Source organism: Streptomyces sp. NPDC033178, from assembly GCF_055577685.1.
Map to the genome: position 1 here is coordinate 185,675 of NZ_JBVIPT010000006.1, position 20,205 is coordinate 205,879.

Here is a 20,205-nt window from a genome sequence, read left to right on the forward strand (position 1 = left end):
TACCGCGGGCCCTAGGGCCGCAGCAGCACCTTGCCGACCTTCGGGTCGCCGGATCCCACCAGCTCGATGGCGTGAGCGAACTCGTCCAACGGCAGCTCGTGCGTGACCAGCGGAAGGGGATCGAGGAGACCGGCACCGAAGACCCGCACCGTGTGCGCCCAGGCCTCCGGCGGCGCCCCGAACACGGTGTGCACCTCCAGCTGCCGTACGACGAGATCGGTGGGGTCAAGGCCCTCGGCACCCGGAGCCGGGATACCGGTGAGGACGAGACGTCCGCCGCGCCGGAGCAGGGAGGCGGCGGTGGTCGCGGCGGACGCCGACCCGGCGGTCTCGATCACCACGTCGAAGTCGTCGGGCAACTCCTGGTCCCTGGTACGGAATTCGGTCGCGCCGAACGTCTTCGAGAGCTCCTCGCGGTCCGGGCGGGTGCCCACCACGAGCAGCTCCGAGGGCGAACCCGCCTTCAGGAACTGCACGGCGAACATGCCGAGGGTTCCGGTGCCGACGACGGCCACCCGCTCGCCGGGCCGCGCGTTCGCCTTGAGCGCGGCCGCCGCGATGCAGGCCGCGGGCTCAAGCAGCGCCGCCGCCGTCAGATCGGCGTCCTCCGGCAGGACGTGCAGCAGCCGGGCGGGCAGCGTGAGCGTGGTGGCCATGGCGCCGGGCTGGGTGAAGCCCGTCTCCTCGTAGCCCGCCGTGCACAACGTTGTCTCGCCCTCGTGGCAGCGGTCGCAGACCTGGCAGTTGCGGAAGCCCTCACCGACCACCTTGCGGCCCACCAGGCCCTCCGGGACCCCGGGACCGACCGCCTCGACCGTGCCGGACCACTCGTGCCCCGGCGTCAGCGGATATCGGACATACCCCTCGGGCCGGTTGCCCTGGTACACCTCACGGTCGCTGCCGCAGATGCCGCTCGCGTGAACCCGTACGAGCGCCTCTCCGGCGGCGGGCGCCACGGGCTCGTGGGCGGCCAGCCGGTGCTCGCCGGGGCCCTCGATCACAACGGCCTGCGCGGGGGCGTTCATGACTGCTCCGTGGCGGTGAGGCGGGTCGCGTCCACGGCGGCGCCGCGTGCCGGGGCTTCGAAGGGCCGGCCGGCATCCCTTCGATCAGCCGCGGTGGCGCTCGACCACAGCGGCGCGTTGCGACGGTGCCTGAGCGCTCCGCGAGAAACGTGACGGTGAAGCCGTGAGCGGATGTCCCCCGCCGTTGGCGCCGCCGCGGTGGAGCCGCACAGGGCACAGCCGTGCGCTCGCCCGGGCGCGCGGTACTCCCCTGGGCCTCGGCGGGTCCGCTCGGCCGTCCGCGGCCCTTGGTCCCCCCCGGTGCCGGGCGTCGTCACTTGCCACCGCCCTTCGGCTTGCGCTGCTCCCAGCCGTCCGCCCACAGGTCGAAGCGGGCCTGCTGCTGCGGGAACTCGGCCGCCGCGTCCGTGTCCAGCTCGACGCCGAGACCCGGCTCGTGCGACAGCTCGAAGTAGCCGTCGACGACCTGCGGGGCACCCTTCACGACCTTCTTGATCTCCGCGTCCGCGAAGTCGTTGAAGTGTTCCAGGATCTTGAAGTTCGGGGAGGTGAAGCCGACCTGGAGCGAGGCGGCGGTGAGGACCGGGCCGCCCACGTTGTGCGGCGCCACGAGTACGTAGTGGGCCTCGGCGGTCGCCGCCAGCTTCCGGGTCTCCCAGATGCCGCCGATGTGGCCGACATCCGGCTGGATGATGTCCACGGCCTGGCTCTCGAAGAGCTCGCGGAACTCGATGCGGTCGTGGATGCGCTCACCGGTCGCGACCGGGATGTCGACCTTCGCCGCCACCTTCTCCAGCGCCTTGAGGTTCTCCGGCGGGACCGGCTCCTCCAGCCAGGCGGGCTTGAAGGGCGCGAGCTCGCGCGCGAGGCGGATCGCGGTGGCCGGCGAGAAGCGGCCGTGCATCTCCAGCATCAGCTCGGCCTCGGGGCCGATCGCGTCCCGGACCGCCTCGATCAGCGAGACCGCGTACAGCGACTGCTCGTGGTCGAGCTCGAAGTGACCCGTCCCGAAGGGGTCGATCTTCAGCGCCTTGTACCCGCGCGCGACGACCTCCTGGGCGGCCTTGTGGTACGCCTCCGGAGTGCGCTCCGTGGTGTACCAGCCGTTCGCGTACGCCTTCACCCGGTCGGTGACCTTGCCGCCCAGCAGCTGCCACACCGGTACGCCCAGGGCCTTGCCCTTGATGTCCCAGCACGCCATCTCGATCACGGCGATGCCGGACATCACGATCTCTCCGGCCCGCCCGTAGTCGCCGTACTTCATGCGACGCACGAGGTCCTCGACAGCGAAGGGGTCGGAACCGAGAATGTGGTTGGCCTCCGCCTCCCGCAGATAGCCGAGCAGCGCGTCGGTGTGCCCCAGCATGCGGGTCTCACCGACTCCGGTGATGCCCTCGTCGGTGTGCACCTGGACATAGGTCAGGTTGCGCCACGGCGTCCCGACCACGTGTGTGCTGATTCCGGTGATGCGCACGGAAATTGCCCCTTGTGGCTCTACGGCTCTGTTCGAAATTTCGTCACACGTTCGAAATGCTGGCCAGACAGTAAGGATTCGGCGGCGGCAGTGTCAATGGGTCGAACACACAACGGTTTCGACGCGATGGCACTGGAAGGCGGCGAATGGTCCGGCCTGTCCTCAACTCGCCCAACCGGAACGGGCAGTTCAGCACAGAACTTTCACAGCTGTGACTGTGAACGTGACCTGCGCGGAGTTTAGTCTTCCGGCGTCATGGACTACTGCCACCCGTGCCAAAGGCACCTCAATGGCGCCCTCGCTTGCCCGGGGTGCGGTACATCGGCCGAAGCGTGCCGGGAGTACGCGGCTTCCCTGGAGGACCGCGAGGACGCCGTCGACGAACTCGACGACGACCCCGAGGGCGACGAGCCGACGGGTGGTGGACGCAGGTCCCGGCGCCGGGGCGGCCGCGGGGTCCGGGCTGGCCGGCGCGACCGGCGTGCCGCGCTGCACCGGCGGCGGCGCAAGCGGGTGCTGCTCGTGGGGGCGGGGCTGTTGCTCGCGGCGGGCGGGCTCAGTCTGGCCGAGCTGGGTATAGAGGCCCCCTCCTCCGAGCCGAAGGCGGCAGCGGCGGACGGGGCGTCGTCCGGTTCCTCGGCCTCCGCGGACGGCTCGGCCCTGTCCGACGACGAGGCCGGTTCCTCCGGCGGGGCGGGTGCGGAGTCCCCGGACGCGTCGGCCTCCCCTTCGGCCTCGGAGTCGAAGAAGTCCAAAAAGGACAAGGGCAAGGACGAGGACGAGGAGAAGGAATCGTCGACCCCGTCCCGCTCGACCGACCCCGGCTCCTCGACATCCGCCCCGGCCCAGACCACCCCGGGCGACACCACCCCCGCGGACCCCGGCACCCCGGACCCGGCCCCCACGACGAAGGACCCGACCCCGGACCCCACCCCCACAGAAACGTGCACACGCTTCCTGTGGTGGTGCTCGTAGCCGACGGCTCCCTGAAGGCGGGGCCCGAGGTTGTTTCGCCGGGTGCGGGCCGGCGGGGGGTGCTCGCGCAGTTCCCCGCGCCCCCAAAGGCCGCGGCCCGACCTGAGGCGCCCCTTCAGGGGCGCGGCAACCAAGGCTGACGTTCACGCGACGTACGGCCCTGGCACCGGCCTTTCAGGGGCGCGGGGAACGGCGCGGGCAACCGAGGCCGACGTTCACGTGACGAGCGGGCTGGGCGCCGGCGCTTTTAGGGGCGCGGGGAACGGCGCGGGCAACCAAGGCTGACGTTCACGTGACGAACGGCCCTGGCACCGGTCTTTCAGGGGCGCGGGGAACTGCGCGAACACCCCCACCGGCCTGCGGCCTACGAACCGCCCGATCCCCCCACCCCGGCGGAGCCGTCGAGCATCCGCAGAAGCAACCCCCGCAAAGACACCCGCTCCTCCCGCGAGAGCCCCGCAAGCGGCTCGCGCGCGAACCGCAAGGAGTCGCGCAGACTCCGCGCGACACCGCGCCCCTCCTCCGTCACCGCGGCCAGCTTCACCCGCCGGTCCGCCGGATCGGGCCGCCGCTCGACCAGCCCCCGCACCTCCAGCCGATCCACGATCCCGGTCACATTGGACGGTTCGCACTTCAGCTTCTGGGCCAGCCGCCGCATGGGCAACGGCTCCAGCGAGAGCAGACTCAGCAGCCGGGCCTGCGCCCCGGTGAGCGCATGCTCCGCCGCCGCCTCCTCGTACTCCTCGTGGTAACGCGCCACCACCGTGCCGATCAGGTCGACGACCTCGAGTGTCAGAGGGTCGATCCGGGGAGTCTTCTGCGTGGACATGTCTCCAGGCTACCCCCGTTACTTGACATCATGAAATATTCAGGCGCATCATTGTTTCAGGTACTGAAGTATTTGCGACGTCAGAGCCGCTGACCCCACGGAAAGGCGCCCCCCATGACCGACACCCCTCAGCTCCCCGCCACCAGCCGCGAATGGCACCTCGTCAGCCGCCCTGTCGGCTGGCCGAAGCCCGAGGACTTCGCCCTGGTCGAGACCGAGGTGAAGCAGCCCGGCCCGGGCCAGATCCTGGTGCGCAACGAGTACCTGTCCGTGGACCCGTACATGCGCGGCCGCATGAGCGCCGCGAAGTCGTACACCGCCCCCTTCGAGCTCGGCAAGGTCATGCAGGGCGGCGCCGTCGGCGAGGTCATCGCGTCGAACGCCGAGGGCATCGCGGTCGGCGACCGCGTCCTGCACTTCTTCGGCTGGCGCGACCACGCCACGTTCGACGCCAAGAGCGCCGTCAAGGTCGACCCCGAGGCCGCGCCCCTGAGCACGTACCTCGGCGTCCTCGGTATGACCGGCCTCACCGCGTACGCGGGCCTGCTGCGCACCGCCTCCTTCAAGGAGGGCGACACCGTCTTCGTGTCCGGCGCGGCGGGAGCCGTGGGCAGCCAGGTCGGCCAGATCGCCAAGCTCAAGGGCGCCTCGCGCGTCATCGGCTCCGCCGGCTCCGACGAGAAGGTCAAGCTCCTGGTGGAGGAGTACGGCTTCGACGCCGCCTTCAACTACAAGAACGGCTCCGTGAGCGAGCAGCTGAGGGAGGCCGCCCCCGACGGCATCGACGTCTACTTCGACAACGTCGGCGGCGACCACCTGGAGGCCGCGATCGGCTCCCTCAACCTCCACGGCCGTATCGCGATCTGCGGGATGATCTCCGTCTACAACAACACGGAGCCCGCCCCGGGCCCGAAGAACCTCGCCCGTCTCATCGCGACCCGCGGCCGTATCGAGGGCCTCCTCGTCGGCGACCACTACGACCTGCAGCCGCAGTTCGTCCAGGAGGTCGGCCCCTGGGTCGCCTCCGGCGAGCTCAAGTACCGCGAGACGGTCGTCGAGGGCATCGAGAACAACCTGGAGGCCTTCCTCGGCGTCCTGCGCGGCGAGAACACGGGAAAGATGATCGTCAAGCTCTGAAGCCGACTCCTGCTCCGAAGCCGACTGTGGCTCCGAAGTCGACTCCTGCTCCGGCTCCGAAGTCGACTGTGGCTCCGAGGCCGACGGCGGTGACAGTGGCAGCGGGCTTCTGCTGGACTTCCGAGATGCGGTAACTTCTTTCCGAAACTGTCGCGAATCGTGGGCGCGAGTCGTGGCGGACCAAGGAGGAAGCCACCGCATGTCCATCCAGCAGACCGACGTCCTCTACACCGCCGTCGCCACCGCCGAGAACGGTCGCGACGGCCGCGTCGCGACCGATGACGGCAGGATCGACGTCGTCGTCAATCCGCCCAAGGAAATGGGCGGCAGCGGCACCGGCACCAATCCGGAGCAGCTCTTCGCCGCCGGGTACAGCGCCTGCTTCCAGGGCGCCCTCGGCGTCGTCGCCCGCCAGGAGAAGGCCGACATCTCCGGCTCGACCGTCACCGCGAAGGTCGGCATCGGCAAGAACGCCGACGGCTTCGGCCTCATGGTCGAGATCTCCGCCGAGATCCCGAACACAGACCCCACCACGGCCCGGGCCCTCCTGGAAAAGGCCCACCAGGTATGCCCCTACTCAAAGGCCACCACCGGCAACATCACAGTCACCCTGACCTGACCGACCGGTATTTCGTCAACTGACGCTCACGCGACGAACGGACCTGGCCACCGGTGCTTTCAGGGGCGCGGGGAACTGCGCGAGCAACCGAGACCAACGGTTACCCGACAAACGGACCTGGGCACCGGTGCTTTTTGGGGGCGCGGGGAACTGCGCAACCAGCCCCCACCACCCCGCACCCTCAACACAACCCCCGGTTCATGAGGGGGCGCTCAAGAAAGCGCCCCCTCATGAACCACCCGAACCAACCGCTGATTCTCCGGCGCGGCCCCACCGGGAAACGCACAACGCCGCCGCGTATACCCATACGCCAGCCCACTCCGCGGATCGGCGAACCCCTGCGATCCCCCCGCCCCACTGTGCCCGAACGCCCCGGCCCCCAAAAACGGATGCCACATGTCAGCCGTGGCCTGGAACCCGAGTCCGTACGACTTGTGGGCGCGGGCGATCAGGTCGTAGCCGACCGAGTGGATCTGCCCGACCTCCGCGACCGCGTCCGGCTTCAGCAGCGGCCCCCGGCCGTCGACCTGACTGATCGCCGCCGCGTACATCCCGGCTAGCCCCCGCGCGGAGGCGACCCCGCCCGCCGAGGCCGAGCCCAGGGCGCGCACGGTACGGGAGTTGGGGAAGTCCACCAGCGGCGCGGCCCCCGGCACGTGCTCGTTGAACGCGATGGACGACAAGGTGTGCGGTCCGCTGGGCGTGGCGTCCAGCAGCGCCTGCTCCGGCGGGGTGGGCGCCATCGGCAGGACCGAGAGGTACCGGGGCTCCTCCGACTCGGGCAGCCCCAGATAGAACCCGAGCCCGTACGGCGCCCGGATCCGCTCCTCGTACAGCTCCTGGAGCGTACGGCCCGTCGCACGCCGTACGACCTCGCCCGTGAGCGCGCCGATCACCAGCGCGTGATAGCCGAACGCCGAGCCCGGCCGCCAGAACGGCCGCTGGGTGGCGAGGCGTTCGGCGATCACGCGGTCGTCGGCCATCTCCTCGGCTGTGAAGCCCGCGTCCGCCCCGACCACGCCCGCCCGGTGCGCGAGCAGCTCCCGCAGGGTCACCGCGCCCTTGCCCTCGGCGGCGAACTCCGGCCAGTAGTGGGCCACTTCCCGGTCGAGCTCCAGCGTGCCGTCCTGCACGAGCAGGGCGACCACCAGATGCGCCGCCCCCTTCGTGGACGAGAAGACACCGAACAGCGTGTCGCCGTCCGTCTCCGCGCCGGTCCAGAGATCGACGACCCGCCGCCCCCGCACGTACGCGCTCAACTGGCCCGCGTAGTCCGGGCGTTCGGCGGCGACGACGGACGCGAACTCCTCGCGCACCGCCTCGAAGCCTTCGGCGACGGTGCCGTGGATCTCCTGTGTCATCCGTACTCTCCTCGTGTCACGGTTCCCTGGAAACGTTCCTCAGGACACTGTCAGCAAAGCACGCGCGACCTGTGGGAACTGCCCCTTCGGATGATCACGGAACAGCGGCTCCGTACCGAACAGGACGGCATGCGGACCGCTGACCACCGAGGCCCGGCCCGCGGCCTGCGCCGGACCGCCGCTGCCGTCCTCCAGGGCACGCCAGTGCCCGGACACGAGCGGGTTCCCGGCCGCGTACGACTGCTCCACGCGGACCCCGGGACCGAGGTCCGTGAACCACAGCGGCGCGTAGACGAAGCTGTGGTCCGGGGCACCGGAGGTCACTCCGCCGGCCGAATTGACCACGTGCACAACGCCGTTGGCGTCACCGTTGCCCTCGACGGGCTTCACCGTGAGCAGCCCGGCGGCGGCGTTGAGGGCCGCTCCGGTGGCTCCGCGGCCGACGAGGCCCTCGCGGTCCAGGAAGGCGTCCAGGGCGGCGCGTGCGGCCGTGTTGAGGCCCGCGTGGTTCAGACCGGCGGAGGCGAACAGCACGTCCGCCTTCGACCAGTCGAAGCCCGCGTTGAGGATCGCCGTCGAGACGGGCGTCACGTCGAAGTTCATCTCGCGCAGCGCGAACAGCTCGCCCGGCGTGACGGCCGCGGCGACCCGAACGCGGTGCAGCGGGGCGGTGCCGGTCGCCTTCGTCGCGTCGAAGGCCACGTCGTACTTCTTCGCCAGGGCGACCGCCTTCGCACGGGCCGAGGCGGGCACGATCGCACTGCCGTCGGCCGCCCGGCGTACCGGAACCCCGTCCGCGAGAAGGGAGTTGAGGGCCGCAATCTCACGGGCGTCGTCGAGCCGCAGCCGGAGCGTTCCGCGAGGCGCCACGTAACCGACGTTCGCGGCCTCGTGGACGACGCGGTCCGGCACGGAGAGCTTCGACGTCCGTACGGTGTCGACGGTCGCGCCCCACAGCCGGCCGAGACTCCAGCCCGAGATGTCGTACATCACGGACACCTTGTCGCTGATGTCCCGTCCGTCCGCCAGCATCACATTGGCCATACCGCGCTTGGGCTGGCGCAGATCGACGACGTACGACCCCTTCGCGTACGTCTTCCCGCCGAGCCTGAAGTCCTTGGTCGCACGCCTGACCTGGACGTCGTTGGCGAGCAGGTGGTCGACGAGCCGGGCCGCGGCGGTGGCCGAGCGCTGTGCCTTCGCGCCTGCCGGGATCACGTACGCGCGCGGGAAGTCCGTCGTGTAGACGTCCTCCGGGCCGATGCCCGGCACGCCCGGCACGGTCTCCGGCGAGACCGGCACCTGTGCGGCGCCCGTGACACTCCGCCGGAAGACCTCGATCTGGTCGGCGATGAGTGAAGTGCGGTTGGCCTGGGCGTAGTTGAGACTCGCGCTCATCGCCGCGCCCGCGATGGCCACGTTGACCGCCGAGCGGCGGCGCAGCTCGGTGACGGGGAGGTCGTCGTACTCGTCGTTGTTCACCGCCATCGGGAACTCGACCGTGTGCGCCGCGACCGTGCCGTGGAACGGCATGTACTGCGGGGTGAAGATCGGCGGCCAGTCGTCCCAGCCCTCCTCCTGGTCCCGGAACGGGATCTGGGCGGGCTCCACACCGTCCTTGGCGGGCGTGTAGCCGAGGCCGTTGACGGCGGCCTCCATGCCCAGGGCGTTGGCGTAGGTGTTCTTCAGGAAGAGGTCGTACTCGTAGTTCTCGCCGTGCGGGGGAGTGGTGGGCTCGATGAGCGTGCCGTTGACGTACCCGTGCAGGTCGACCATCACGGCCGGCTGCTTGTCGATCGCGATCCGGCGCATCGCGCGGACCTCGGGCTGCGAGGCGGTCACGAAGTCACGGTTCAGGTCGAAGCCGTTGGCGTTGGCACGGGTGCCGGCGATACGGCCGTCCGGGTTCGCGGTGATGTTGAAGTACACGCGGTTGCGGGCGAGGAGATCGGTGGTGGTCCCGTCCTGGGCCGTGGCGAGCTTCTCGATCAGCTTGAGGGCCGCGTCCGTGCCCTCCCACTCGTTGCCGTGGATGTTGTTGTTGAAGAAGACGGGCGTCTTGTACGTACGTTTGACCGACGGGTCCTTGGCGGCGGCCGAGGGCGCGTTCTCGATCAGTTCGCGCATACGTTCCTGGGCGCGGGCCTGGCGCGTGGACTCCGGCGCGGTGACGGTGACCAGGTAGAGACGGTGGCCGCCGGCCGAGCGCCCCGCCACCTCCACGCTCACCCGGTCGCCGAGCCGCTGGAGCGCGTTCAGCTTCGGGGCGATGGCGTGGTACGGGGTGAGGCCGAGCCTGATGGACTTGTCGGCCGGGTTCTCCGGGTCCGGGGTGAGCACCTGCTCGCGGGGGTAGCCGCGGGTGCCTCCGGCGGTTCCGGTGCCGTCGGTGAGCTCGGTGACCGGGGCTGTGAGGGCGCGGTCTGTCGTGCTCTCCGGGGCTTTGGCGGCGGCCCGGTCGGAGGGACCCGAGAAGCCTGAGCCCTCGCGGACCGGGGGTGCGGGCTGGGATGCGGGCCGGGGCGTGGGGTCGGCGACTGCGCCGTTCGGGGTGAGCAGGAGCGCGGCCGCCGCGGTGGCGGTGGCCGTGGCGATCAGGGCGGGTCTCGGTCGACGCACGCGTACCTCCGCTGGAGTTGCTGTGGACATGCCTGACATCGGTACGCGGAGGTCTACCTGTTCGACTCACGGGCAACAAGAGGGCGTTGGCGTCACCGGGGCCACGGGTTGCCGCGGGTTCCCGCTGATGCCGGGTCCGAGTGTTGGTGGAGCGGGCATGCTGTGGGTGAGGCGAGGAGAGTCCATGGCAACGATTCCGTCGCTCCCCAGCAGGGATGACGTGGCACGTATCGCGCGCAACACGACCGACATCACCGGCCAACTGCTCGACACGGCGGGGAACATCACGCGTATCGCGATCAACACCTTTGATCCGAGAGACGGTTCGGGGGCGGAGGTGCTGCGGGTGCTGCGGCAGACGACTGCCGAGCTGGCCGAGGCCAGTGCGTCGCCCGAGGCGCAGGAGGCCTTCTACCGGATCGTGGACACGTTGACGCGGCTGGGGACGAGTGGGGCGCCGCTCGCCGTTCATCCGGTCAGCGAGCCCGCGCAGGCGCTGCTCACGGCGCTCGGGGACAGTCTGCTACCCGTCCTCGACGCGGTGGAGCCCGCGGTCGAGGAGGCGGCGGAGGCGCTGGGCGAACTGGTGGACGCGTCGTCGCCGTTGCTGCCCGCGACGGCGGGGGTGGTGGCGGGTGTGCTGCTCGCGCTCGCGCCGTTGATCCGGGCCGCGGCGGACGTGTTGCGGGACTCCTCTCCCGAACTGCGGCGGATCGCCGACGCGTTGACCGCGGCGCTGGCTCCGCTCGTGCCGTTGCAGGTGGCGCTGGCCGAGCGGGCCGCGGCTGCGGGGGCGGGGGTCGTGCGGGTGGCTCTGCCGCCGCTGGCGGACCTCACGGAGGCGGCGGCTGCTGGTCTGAAGGCGGGCCGTCCCCTGCTGATCGCCGGGGAGGAGTTCGTGGTGTCCGGCCTCGAACGGCTGCAGCCGTTGCTGCTGGTGTCCGCGTCGCGGGTGGGGAAGGTGGCTCGGGCGGGTGCGGTACGGGTTTCCGCGGCGGTGTCGCCTGCGGCGGAGCGGGGGGTTGTGGTGGCGGTCCATCCTGTGTGATGTCGTCCGGGGGCGTGAGGCGTGGGGGGTTGGGGGCTGGTTGCGCAGTTCCCTGCGACTTTTAAAGATTGCGCAGTTCCCCGCGCCCCTGGGTGGGTGGGGGGGTTGCGGCTTGTCTCCTGGGTGCGGGGCCGTGTCGGGATGTGTGTCCGCAGCCGGTGACGTAAGGCGCGGTTGTCGCCCGGTGGCCGACCACTGGTGTCTTCGTAAGCTGCGGACACACATCCCGCCACGTCCCCTCGGGCCGTGCCCCCTTGGGGGCGCGGGGAACGGGGCGGGCAACCAGGGCGGCCGGCACGTGGGGAACATGCCTCGGCGGCAACCGGTGTTTTCAGGGGCGCGAGGAACCGCGCACACGAGCCACGACGGTCGGCACGTGGTGATCCGGCCTCGGCGGCAACTGGTGTTTTCAGGGGCGCGAGGAACCGCGCACACGGGCCACGACGGTCGGCACGTGGTGAAGCGGCCTCGGCGGCAACCGGTGTTTTTCAGGGGCGCGGGGAACTGCGCAACCAGCCGCCGTGGGCCTGCAGCCGCCCACAAGCCGTTGGCGGAGCCCCCGGTAGGGTGCAGGTATGCATGATCTTGGCGTGGGGTTCGGCTACTTGGTGCGGGGGCAGCGGTGGGTGACCCGCCACGGAAAGCAGTTCGGCTTCGGACTGATCCCGGGCCTCATCACCCTCGTGCTGTACGCAGCCGCCCTGACCGCCCTCGCCCTGTGGGGCACGGACTTCACCGCCTGGGCCACCCCGTTCGCCGACGACTGGTCGAGCCCCTGGCTCGGCCTCTTCCGCGGATTCCTGACGGCCGTCCTCTTCGCCCTCGCCCTCCTCCTCTCCGTGATCACGTTCACCGCCGTGACCCTCCTCCTCGGCCAGCCCTTCTACGAGAACCTCTCGGAGAAGGTGGACCGGGACGTCTCCCCGGACGGCACGGCACCCGAGTCGGGCCTGCCCCTGTGGCGCGAGCTCCTGATCTCGGCGCGGGACAGCCTCCGGGTCGTGGCCAGGGCCCTGGTCTGGGGCGTACTGCTCTTCGCGCTCGGATTCGTCCCGTTCGTCGGACAGACCGTCGTCCCGGTGATCGGGTTCTTCGTCACCGGCTTCTTCCTCACCGAGGAACTGACGGCGGTCGCCCTGCAACGCCGCGGCGTCGTACTCCGCGACCGCCTCACCATGCTCCGCTCCCGCAAGAGGCTGATCTGGGGCTTCGGCACCCCGCTGGGCCTCGCCTTCCTCGTCCCCTTCGTCGCCGTCTTCCTGATGCCCGGCGCGGTCGCGGGCGCCACCTTGATGGCCCGCGATCTGATGGGCGAGGAGACCCGCGACGAAGAGGACGAGGGAGAGGGTGAGCAGGCCGGGCGCGTCAGTCGGTGACGTCCGCCGCCACCTTCAGGATCGATCGGACCTGGGCGATGATGTCCAGCCGGTTCTGGATGAACTGCGGGTCGGTGACCGTCCCGCTCGCCGGATCCGTGTTGCCCGTCCCGAACTGCAGGACCGGCGTGTGGACATGACCGCCGGGGAGCGAGTCGGTGAGGCCCAGCCGGTCCCGAAGGAGCGTCGCACGGTACGCGATCTCGTTGGAGAGGTAGTCGCCGCCGCCGCCCGCGCGGGCCGTCGAGCCGGCGGTCGGCCCTTCGGGGCGTACGACGGGAGTGGTGCCGCCCGCCGGGATCTCGGTCACCGACGTGTTGTCGTACACGGGGAACCGGCCCGTGCTTGCGGCCACGATGTCCTTGTACGGCAAGGTCGTTGACGTCCACTGCGGCTGCGAGGCCGGATCCGTGACCGGGATCGTCTCGGTGCGGGAGAGGTTCTCGTTGTCCCCGAAGCCGCCCCGCCAGGCCCCGTTGGTGCGCTCGACGTCGAACCGGCCCACCCGGCCCTGGCTGACCGTCGTGAACAGGTCGACGCGGGGCAGGTGCGGGCGCAGGGTCCGCTCCACCGTGCCGTCGGCGAAGTCCTGCCAGCGGACCGGGAAGACGGCGGTCTCGACGCGGGCCGGGCCGTCCGACGTCTCGATCACCGTGCCGTCGAGTGCGAGGGCCGTGGCTCCGGACGGGTTGGAGATCCGGATGTCCCGGTCCAGCGTGAACGGGTCGAAGCCGGTCACCAGGATTCGCTTGATGCCCTTGCTGTGCGGGTAGCGGATGGTGTCCTGCCCGCGGGAGGTGCGCTCAAGCGAGGTGAGAAGGCGGGTCCGTTGGGCCTCGGTGAGGCCGAACTGCGGCTCCCACTGGCGTACTTCACGGGTCATGCCGAGCCGAGCCCAGTACAGCGGGCGGTCGTCGTCCCGGCTCAGGTCGCCGCCCGCCGGGCCCCGGCCCTGCGCGCGGTCCACCGCCCGCTGCCACAGCCGCGCGCCCTGCCGTTCGACCACACGCTCGGCCTGCGCGTACGAACGGGCCTTGCCCAGTGCCCGTACGAACTCCGGTGTCACCGTGGCGAATCCGGAGCGGGCCAGGATCTCCTGGGGTGCCGCCTTGTCGAGTCGCCGTTCCTCCACGGTGGGCGCGGCGGCGGGGTCCTCCGCCGCGAAAGCGGGCGGGGCCACGAGGCCGGTCAGCAGGGCCAGGCCGAGGGCGCCGAGCTGAACACGTATGTGCGTCAAGGTAGTTCAGGTCCTTCCGTCGCGAGTGGGGGCCGTCGTCGGATGGCCGAAGTATGCGTGACGGACGGGGCGTGCGCCATGGCGCGTGAAGAGAGGGGTGTGCGAGTCAGGTGCGGGGCGAGGGGATCTTCGCCGCCGCCTCGCGCAGGGCGGTCAGGAACGCCGGCGTGGACGGCTCCGGGTGTCTGCCCCGGACCGTCGCCGCGTACACCGCCCGGGCCGGTGCCCCCTCGTCGCGGATCGGGAGGAGAGCGATGTCGGGGCGTACGGACTCGGCGGCCAGCGCCGGGATCAGGGTCACCCCGAGCCCGGCGGCCACGTACCCCTGCTTGGCCGTCCACTCGGCGACGACGTGCGCCACGCGCGGGCGGAAACCGTGCCGCAGAGCCATGTCCAGGAGGGTGCCCTCGGGGCGGGAGCTGCCGGATATCCAGTCCTCGTCGGCGAGTTGGGACAGCTCGACGGAGGCAAGGTCCGCGAGGGGGTGGGCGGCGGGGACCGCCACGTACAGGGACTCGTCGAGGAGGTGGTGCAGTTCGTGGGCGTCCAGCGGGGCGCGGCCCGTCGTGGAGACGACCGCGAGGTCGAGGTCGCCTGCGGTGAGAGCGTCGAGGAGGGCCGGTGTCAGCCCCTCCTCTCGGGTGAGCCGGACTCCTGGGTGCCGGGCACGGAAGGCGGCGATGGCGCGAGGCACCAGCGACACGTCGGCCGTCGCGAACGCGCCGACCCGCAGTCTCCCGCTCGATGCCTCGCGCAGTGACGCCAACTCCCGTGCCGTGTCGCGGAGTCGGTCGGTGACGGCCTCGGCGTGCGGTACGAGCGCCCGCCCCGCCCCCGTCAGCCGAACCCCTCGCGGCAGCCGGTCGAAGAGCGGGGCACCGCCGAGCGCGGCCTCCAGTGAGGCGACCTGCCGCGACACCGCCGACTGCGTCCAGCCGAGCACTCGCCCGGCCACCGTGAACGACCCGTGCCGGGCCACCTCAAGGAACACCCGCAGCCATACGGTCGAGAGGTCCGGCACGTCGTCCGGGCCGCTGGTCCCCACCCCCACGGCCCCGCCGACCAGGGCGTCGGCATCACTTTCGGTATGCGGCATCTGCATGGTGGCCATGCTAGACATTCGCTTGTCGCATCACCCGCCCACGCCTAGCGTCGAGGACACGTGCAAGAAGGACCGCCGAAGGAACACGTGAAGATGCAGACATCGCTCGACAGCCCGCCCTCCGCCCCACAGCCCGCCAACGCCTACTACTCCCAGGTCGCCCGGGTCGAACTCGACGGCGGGGGAGTGATGTTGTACCTCTCCGGACAGATCGCCGACGGAGACACACTGGCCGAACAGTCCCGCGGGGTCTTCGAGACCATCGACGCCCTGCTCAAGGCACACGGAGCCACCCTCGCCGACGTCATCAACATCCGTACGTATCTGACGGACATCGGCAGGCTCCACGAATACGGCGCCGTGCGACGGGAGTTCCTCACCGGGACCGCCCCCACCAGCATGACCTTCGAGGTGTCACGCCTGTTCAAGCCGGAGGCCCTCGTCGAGGTGGAGGTCGTCGCCGCCGTCAGCCCCCGCTGACCCCGGGGCCGGGAGCGGGGCCGGGGCCTTCGCCCAGCAGCGTGAGGAAGTCACGGAACGCCGCCGGCATGTCCACCGACTCCGGTGCGAGCAGCCACTGGTACTGCAGCCCGTCCATCACCGCGACGAGCAGGGGAGCGGCCCGCTCCGGCGTGAGCCCGCTCGGCAGCCGCTCCCCGTACTCGGCCCGCAGTACCTGCGTCATGTTCGCGCGCACCGCCTCGTACCGCTCGGTGAAGAACTCGCGGGCCGGGTGCCCCTCCGTGACGCTCTCGCCGAGCAGCGCCGAGAAGGTCTGCACGATCCCGGGCCGCATCGCGTTGTACTCGACCAGTTGGTCCAGCAGATCGAGCCGCAGCCTGGTGGCGGGCATCGCGTCCCACTGGTCGCGCTCCGCCATCACGGCGACGAGCAGCGCCTCCTTGGTGGGGAAGTGGTGCAGCAGCCCCTGCTGGGTGAGCCCGACCCGCTCGGCGACGGCGGCCAGACTCGCGCCCCGGTAGCCGCGCTCGGCGATCACCTCAAGCGTCGCCCGGAGGATCTCCGCGCGCCGCTCCACGCTCCTGGCCGACCGGGGGGCCTTGCTCGTCATGACGTCACCGTACGACACGGGCACATTCCCCGGATCGCTGTAAGTAACGTACGGATAACGAAACCTACCGATCTACAGGTCACGCATGCAGGATGGAGGAACGGTACGGACTTCGACGAGGAGGCACCGCCATGGCGGGAACCCAGGGAACCCGGTCCACCCCGGCCGACCAGGCGCGCGAGGCCGTGGTCGAGACCGCGCTCGCGAAACTCGACCTGGACGCGAAGACGCGGCTGCTCGCCGGACAGGACATGTGGTCCCTGCCCGCCCTGCCGGAGATCGGCCTGAAGTCGCTGGTCATGTCCGACGGTCCGATAGGGGTACGGGGCGTGCGCTGGACCGCCGACGACCCGTCCATAGCCCTGCCGTCCCCGACCGCGCTCGCCGCCACCTGGGACCCCGCCCTGGCCCGCCGCGCCGGCGCCCTCCTCGCCCAGGAGGCCCGCCGCAAGGGCGTCCACGTCCTGCTCGCCCCCACGGTCAACCTGCACCGCTCTCCGCTGGGCGGCCGTCACTTCGAGGCGTACAGCGAGGACCCGTATCTCACCGGACGGATCGGCACCGGGTACGTGACCGGTGTCCAGGAGGGCGGCGTCGGCACCACCGTCAAGCACTTCGTCGCCAACGACGCCGAGACCGACCGCTTCACCGTGAACAACGTGGTCTCCGAACGAGCCCTGCGCGAGCTCTACTTGGCCCCCTTCGAGGCGATCGTCGAGAACGCGCACCCCTGGGGCATCATGACCGCCTACAACTCGGTCAACGGCACGACGATGACCGAGCACCGCTACCTGGTCAACGAGGTCCTGCGCGGCGAGTGGGGCTTCGACGGCTTCAACGTCTCCGACTGGATGGCCGCCCGCTCCACCGTCGACGCGGTCGAGGGAGGCCTGGACGTCGCGATGCCAGGACCGACCACCGTGTACGGCGGGAAGCTCGCCGCCGCCGTCCGCGCCGGAGAGGTGGCGGAGAACAAGGTCGACGAGGCGGTACGCAACGTCCTGCGCCTGGCCGCCCGCGTGGGCATCCTGGACGGCGCCGAACCAGTGGTCACCGAGTTCCCGGCGGACGCCGACGGAGAGGCGCTGGCCCGCGAGATCGCCCGCCGCGCCTTCGTGCTCGTACGCAACGAAGGCGCCCTCCCGATCCCCGAGGGGCGGTCGGTCGCCCTCATCGGCGCCGCCGCACGCGACGCCCGCGTCCTCGGCGGCGGCTCCGCGGTCGTCTTCCCCGCCCGCGTCGTCTCCCCGCTCGACGGCCTCACCGCCGCCCTGCCAGAGGGCACGCTGACGTACGCGGTCGGCGCCGACCCGAACGAGGAACCTGCCGCCGCCGACAAGGGATTCGAACTGCGCGCGGTCTGCCGCGACACCGCCGGCACCGTCGTCGGCACGGGCTCCGCACCGAGCGGTCACCTCCAGTGGATGGGCAACGACCTGCCCGACGGAGTCACCCACGACAACCTCCACAGCGTCGAGCTGACCGGCACCTTCACCCCGCGCGAGAGCGGTCGGCACACCTTCGGAATCAAGGGAATCGGCGCCTTCACGCTCACGGTCGACGGCACGACGTACTTCGACGAGGTCCAACGGGTGGAGAAGGACGACCCGTTCGTGACGTTCTTCGGCGCTCCGGTCGAGCACGCCACGGTGGACCTGACCGCCGGTGACACCTACGAGGTCTCACTGCGCCACGTCGTCTCGGTCCCCGAGCACGCCCCCATGAAGGTCGTCGCCTTCACGCTCACCCACAAGGAGCCCCGGCGCGACCCCGACGAGCTGATCGCCGAAGCCGTCGAGGCCGCCCGCGCGGCCGCCACCGCGGTCGTCGTGGTCGCCACCACCGAACGCGTCGAGTCCGAGGGCTTCGACCGCAAGGACCTCCGACTCCCGGGCCGCCAGGACGAGTTGGTCCGAGCGGTCGCCGCCGCCAACCCCGACACGGTCGTGGTCGTCAACTCCGGCTCCCCGGTGGAACTCCCGTGGCGCGACGACGTGTCCGCCGTACTCCTCAGCTGGTTCCCGGGCCAGGAGGGCGGCGCCGCCCTCGCCGACGTCCTCACCGGCACCCACGAGCCCGGCGGCCGCCTCCCCACCACCTGGGGCTCCTTCACCGACGCCCCGGTCACCCAGGTCACCCCCACCGACGGCGAACTCCCCTACACCGAGGACGTGTTCATCGGCTACCGAGCCTGGGAGAAGGAGGGCCGCACCCCGACGTACCCCTTCGGCCACGGCCTCGGCTACACGGACTGGACGTACGACGAGATCGAGGTGACCGGCACCACGGTCACGGTCCGCATCACCAACTCCGGCACCCGCAAGGGCCGCGAGACCGTCCAGATCTACCTGGCCCGCCGACTGGCCGGCTTCGCGACAGTAGAGGCACCCCCGGGCGAAAGCACCGAGATCACGATCGAACTCCCCACCCGAGCGTTCGAGACCTGGGACGAGCAGACCAACGCCTGGACCCCGCTGAAGGGTCCACTCGAGATCGAGGCGTCGCACTCGCTCACCGACTGCAGGCTGAGGGCAACCATCGCCCCCTGAGGGGCGCGGGGAACGGCGCGATCAGCCCCACCGGGCCCGCAGGTTCAAGACGGCGACTTCCGAGCGGTCACAGCCGCGTACGCCATCTCAGCCAGCCGCGCCTGCCCGTTCTTGCTGGGATGGAACCAGTCCCAGTGACTCAACTGCTTCGTGCCGAACCGGTACTCGAACACCGCCCCACCGTCGAACCGGCACCGATCGTCCTTCGCGCACACTTCCCGCAACACCGAGTTGTACGCCTCCACTCGATCCTGCACGGTGTCCCGCCGCAAGGTCGCAGCCGAGTCCAACGCGTCGGCGTCACCCAGCATCGAGGGGCAGATACCGAGCTTCCAGATCTGCTTGCTCAGCTGGTTGGTCCGCCCCTCCGACCAGAGCCGCTTCAGATCGGGCACGCTGGACACGTAGACCTGCGTCTTCGGCAGCGCCTCCCGCAGCGTGGTCAGCGCGTCCTGGAACTGGGTACGGAACTCCGCCACCGAGGTCATCGCGGACACCGACGAGCGGCAGGCGTCGTTCGCGCCGGCCATGACCGTGACCAGCTCGGGCTTCTTGGTCGCGGCCTGGGCCATCTGGCCGGGCAGGTCGGCCATGCGGGAGCCGGTCTGCGCGTAGTTCCAGCTGCGCTGGGCGGCACCGGCAGTGCCGAGGAGCCGTACCGCGAGGCTGTTCACCTTCGTGTCGGTGCCGGTCGCCCAGGAGGCCTCGGGGCAGTCGGACAGCACCGAGCAGGCGTCGAAGCCGCGGGTGATGGAGTCGCCGACCGCGGCCAGCGAACCCGGGCTGCTGTCCCAGGCGGGCGTGGGTTTGGGGGACGGTTTCGCGGCCCGTGCGGAGGTGCCGGAGGGCCCGGGGGAGTTCCCACCGCTGGCGTCGCAGCCGGCCAGTCCCGCGACACCCAGCAGGGCCGCCACCGCGGCCGCGGCGACACCTCGTGAACCGTGACCACGCTTCCGCATCCCCAGTTCCCCTCGTTCCTTACGCAACGGCGGCCCGCCCAGCAGCGTCTCCCTGGGTGGCTGTGTTTTCCCGGGGGACGCGTAGTCCGTATGCGGCTGCGCCGCGGGCCGGACCCCCGGCCGGGTGCCCGCCACGCGTCCCGCCGGGTGAAACCTCGGTGTTTCACGGCGCTGGGACCGACGGTACGTCACACTCCTTGCGCCGCCGCACGGTAGCCTCGCCACGTGGCTGCCCAGCCACTGACGTTCCGCCAAAGTACAAGATGCCCGCTCTGTCCGGAGGTCCCAGTGACGACACGTGGAGTTCTCTACGTGCACTCCGCGCCGCGTGCGCTGTGCCCGCACGTCGAATGGGCAGTCGCGGGTGTGCTCGGCACGCGAGTCAGCCTCGACTGGATCCGGCAGCCCGCGTCACCCGGCACCTGGAGATCCGAGTTCTCCTGGAAGGGCGAGGTCGGCACGGCCTCCAAGCTCGCCTCGGCGCTGCGCGGCTGGCAGATGCTGCGCTTCGAGGTCACCGCCGAACCGTGCGCCACCGCCGAGGGGGAGCGCTACAGCTGCACCCCTGAGCTGGGCATCTTCCACGCCGTGACCGGTATCCACGGCGACATCCTGATCCCCGAGGACCGCCTGCGCGCCGCCCTGGTCCGCTCCCAGCAGGGCGAGACGCAACTGGAGTCCGAACTCACCAAGCTCCTCGGCAAGCCCTGGGACGACGAGCTGGAGCCCTTCCGCTACGCAGGCGAGGGCGCTCCCGTCCGCTGGCTCCACCAGGTGGTCTGAGCCCGCAAGGGGCGCGTGGTCGGCCGACCACCGACGAACG

At 70.8% G+C, this 20,205-nt stretch carries 17 protein-coding genes; 8 read left to right on the forward strand and 9 right to left on the reverse strand.

Translation table 11 applies throughout. The annotated features are described in order from the left end of the window. Positions 1–11 precede the first annotated feature (11 nt). Positions 12–1,025 carry a zinc-dependent alcohol dehydrogenase gene (locus ACZ5VQ_RS16770; protein ID WP_469105507.1) on the reverse strand — a complete coding sequence of 338 codons (1,014 nt, stop codon included), beginning with the start codon at positions 1,023–1,025 and terminating at the stop codon, positions 12–14. A gap of 313 nt (positions 1,026–1,338) precedes the next feature. After that, complete coding sequence (locus ACZ5VQ_RS16775; RefSeq protein WP_143631699.1) at positions 1,339–2,499, reverse strand: mandelate racemase/muconate lactonizing enzyme family protein; 1,161 nt, start codon at positions 2,497–2,499, stop codon at positions 1,339–1,341. 255 nt (positions 2,500–2,754) lie between these two features. Between ACZ5VQ_RS16775 and ACZ5VQ_RS16780 the strand changes: the two genes are divergently transcribed. Then, positions 2,755–3,474: an SCO2400 family protein gene (locus tag ACZ5VQ_RS16780; protein ID WP_469105508.1), complete on the forward strand. Its 720-nt coding sequence runs from the start codon at positions 2,755–2,757 to the stop codon at positions 3,472–3,474. A 364-nt stretch (positions 3,475–3,838) separates the two neighbouring features. Here ACZ5VQ_RS16780 and ACZ5VQ_RS16785 read toward each other — a convergent pair whose 3' ends face one another. Then, positions 3,839–4,303, reverse strand: coding sequence for a MarR family winged helix-turn-helix transcriptional regulator (locus ACZ5VQ_RS16785; RefSeq protein WP_469105509.1), 465 nt, complete (start codon positions 4,301–4,303; stop codon positions 3,839–3,841). Positions 4,304–4,417: 114 nt separating this feature from the next. Here ACZ5VQ_RS16785 and ACZ5VQ_RS16790 point away from each other — a divergent pair, with 114 nt between their 5' ends. Both ACZ5VQ_RS16790 and ACZ5VQ_RS16795 read left to right on the forward strand, forming a co-directional pair. Further along, positions 4,418–5,440, forward strand: a complete 1,023-nt coding sequence (locus ACZ5VQ_RS16790; protein ID WP_469105510.1) for an NADP-dependent oxidoreductase — start codon at positions 4,418–4,420, stop codon at positions 5,438–5,440. A gap of 199 nt (positions 5,441–5,639) precedes the next feature. Beyond that, a complete protein-coding gene (locus tag ACZ5VQ_RS16795) occupies positions 5,640–6,059 on the forward strand; it encodes an organic hydroperoxide resistance protein (RefSeq protein ID WP_469105511.1) in 420 nt (139 codons plus the stop codon). A gap of 212 nt (positions 6,060–6,271) precedes the next feature. Here ACZ5VQ_RS16795 and ACZ5VQ_RS16800 read toward each other — a convergent pair whose 3' ends face one another. Continuing rightward, positions 6,272–7,420: a serine hydrolase domain-containing protein gene (locus tag ACZ5VQ_RS16800; RefSeq protein WP_469105512.1), complete on the reverse strand. Its 1,149-nt coding sequence runs from the start codon at positions 7,418–7,420 to the stop codon at positions 6,272–6,274. A gap of 39 nt (positions 7,421–7,459) precedes the next feature. After that, positions 7,460–10,069: a M14 family zinc carboxypeptidase gene (locus tag ACZ5VQ_RS16805; RefSeq protein ID WP_469105513.1), complete on the reverse strand. Its 2,610-nt coding sequence runs from the start codon at positions 10,067–10,069 to the stop codon at positions 7,460–7,462. A gap of 154 nt (positions 10,070–10,223) precedes the next feature. Between ACZ5VQ_RS16805 and ACZ5VQ_RS16810 the strand changes: the two genes are divergently transcribed. Together ACZ5VQ_RS16810 and ACZ5VQ_RS16815 are read left to right on the forward strand one after the other, a co-directional pair. Further along, positions 10,224–11,087 carry a hypothetical protein gene (locus ACZ5VQ_RS16810; RefSeq protein ID WP_469105514.1) on the forward strand — a complete coding sequence of 288 codons (864 nt, stop codon included), beginning with the start codon at positions 10,224–10,226 and terminating at the stop codon, positions 11,085–11,087. Positions 11,088–11,662: 575 nt separating this feature from the next. Beyond that, positions 11,663–12,463 carry an EI24 domain-containing protein gene (locus tag ACZ5VQ_RS16815; protein ID WP_469105515.1) on the forward strand — a complete coding sequence of 267 codons (801 nt, stop codon included), beginning with the start codon at positions 11,663–11,665 and terminating at the stop codon, positions 12,461–12,463. Here the strand turns inward: ACZ5VQ_RS16815 and ACZ5VQ_RS16820 are convergent. Next, on the reverse strand, positions 12,453–13,700 hold the full coding sequence (locus tag ACZ5VQ_RS16820) for a pyroglutamyl-peptidase I (RefSeq protein ID WP_469105516.1): 1,248 nt from the start codon (positions 13,698–13,700) through the stop codon (positions 12,453–12,455). The genes ACZ5VQ_RS16815 and ACZ5VQ_RS16820 overlap by 11 nt on opposite strands. Positions 13,701–13,806: 106 nt before the next feature. Continuing rightward, positions 13,807–14,811 (reverse strand): LysR family transcriptional regulator, encoded by a 1,005-nt coding sequence (locus tag ACZ5VQ_RS16825; protein WP_469105517.1) that lies wholly within the window; start codon positions 14,809–14,811, stop codon positions 13,807–13,809. Positions 14,812–14,895: 84 nt separating this feature from the next. On the opposite strand from ACZ5VQ_RS16825, the gene ACZ5VQ_RS16830 reads away from it, so the two are divergent. Further along, positions 14,896–15,282 carry a RidA family protein gene (locus ACZ5VQ_RS16830; RefSeq protein ID WP_469105518.1) on the forward strand — a complete coding sequence of 129 codons (387 nt, stop codon included), beginning with the start codon at positions 14,896–14,898 and terminating at the stop codon, positions 15,280–15,282. On the opposite strand, the gene ACZ5VQ_RS16835 is transcribed toward ACZ5VQ_RS16830, so the two are convergent. Next, positions 15,269–15,892, reverse strand: a complete 624-nt coding sequence (locus tag ACZ5VQ_RS16835; protein WP_469105519.1) for a TetR/AcrR family transcriptional regulator — start codon at positions 15,890–15,892, stop codon at positions 15,269–15,271. The two genes, ACZ5VQ_RS16830 and ACZ5VQ_RS16835, sit on opposite strands and share 14 nt — an antisense overlap. Positions 15,893–16,005: 113 nt before the next feature. Here ACZ5VQ_RS16835 and ACZ5VQ_RS16840 point away from each other — a divergent pair, with 113 nt between their 5' ends. Beyond that, a complete protein-coding gene (locus tag ACZ5VQ_RS16840; protein WP_469105520.1) occupies positions 16,006–18,423 on the forward strand; it encodes a glycoside hydrolase family 3 protein in 2,418 nt (805 codons plus the stop codon). 44 nt (positions 18,424–18,467) lie between these two features. Here the strand turns inward: ACZ5VQ_RS16840 and ACZ5VQ_RS16845 are convergent, their stop codons facing one another. Then, entirely contained in the window at positions 18,468–19,382 is a 915-nt protein-coding gene (locus tag ACZ5VQ_RS16845; RefSeq protein WP_469105521.1) for an SGNH/GDSL hydrolase family protein, read from the reverse strand. A gap of 288 nt (positions 19,383–19,670) precedes the next feature. Between ACZ5VQ_RS16845 and ACZ5VQ_RS16850 the strand changes: the two genes are divergently transcribed. Then, positions 19,671–20,165, forward strand: a complete 495-nt coding sequence (locus ACZ5VQ_RS16850) for a DUF3145 domain-containing protein (protein ID WP_055611750.1) — start codon at positions 19,671–19,673, stop codon at positions 20,163–20,165. Positions 20,166–20,205: the final 40 nt, after the last annotated feature.

Coding starts and splice junctions, on each gene's coding strand:
- ACZ5VQ_RS16845 (WP_469105521.1), bottom strand. CDS start 19,382: ATGCGGAAGCGTGGTCACGGTTCACGAGGTGTCGCCGCGGCCGCGGTG.
- ACZ5VQ_RS16825 (WP_469105517.1), bottom strand. CDS start 14,811: ATGGCCACCATGCAGATGCCGCATACCGAAAGTGATGCCGACGCCCTG.
- ACZ5VQ_RS16815 (WP_469105515.1), top strand. CDS start 11,663: ATGCATGATCTTGGCGTGGGGTTCGGCTACTTGGTGCGGGGGCAGCGG.
- ACZ5VQ_RS16830 (WP_469105518.1), top strand. CDS start 14,896: ATGCAGACATCGCTCGACAGCCCGCCCTCCGCCCCACAGCCCGCCAAC.
- ACZ5VQ_RS16840 (WP_469105520.1), top strand. CDS start 16,006: ATGGCGGGAACCCAGGGAACCCGGTCCACCCCGGCCGACCAGGCGCGC.
- ACZ5VQ_RS16780 (WP_469105508.1), top strand. CDS start 2,755: ATGGACTACTGCCACCCGTGCCAAAGGCACCTCAATGGCGCCCTCGCT.
- ACZ5VQ_RS16770 (WP_469105507.1), bottom strand. CDS start 1,025: ATGAACGCCCCCGCGCAGGCCGTTGTGATCGAGGGCCCCGGCGAGCAC.
- ACZ5VQ_RS16785 (WP_469105509.1), bottom strand. CDS start 4,303: ATGTCCACGCAGAAGACTCCCCGGATCGACCCTCTGACACTCGAGGTC.
- ACZ5VQ_RS16810 (WP_469105514.1), top strand. CDS start 10,224: ATGGCAACGATTCCGTCGCTCCCCAGCAGGGATGACGTGGCACGTATC.
- ACZ5VQ_RS16800 (WP_469105512.1), bottom strand. CDS start 7,420: ATGACACAGGAGATCCACGGCACCGTCGCCGAAGGCTTCGAGGCGGTG.
- ACZ5VQ_RS16795 (WP_469105511.1), top strand. CDS start 5,640: ATGTCCATCCAGCAGACCGACGTCCTCTACACCGCCGTCGCCACCGCC.
- ACZ5VQ_RS16805 (WP_469105513.1), bottom strand. CDS start 10,069: ATGTCCACAGCAACTCCAGCGGAGGTACGCGTGCGTCGACCGAGACCC.
- ACZ5VQ_RS16790 (WP_469105510.1), top strand. CDS start 4,418: ATGACCGACACCCCTCAGCTCCCCGCCACCAGCCGCGAATGGCACCTC.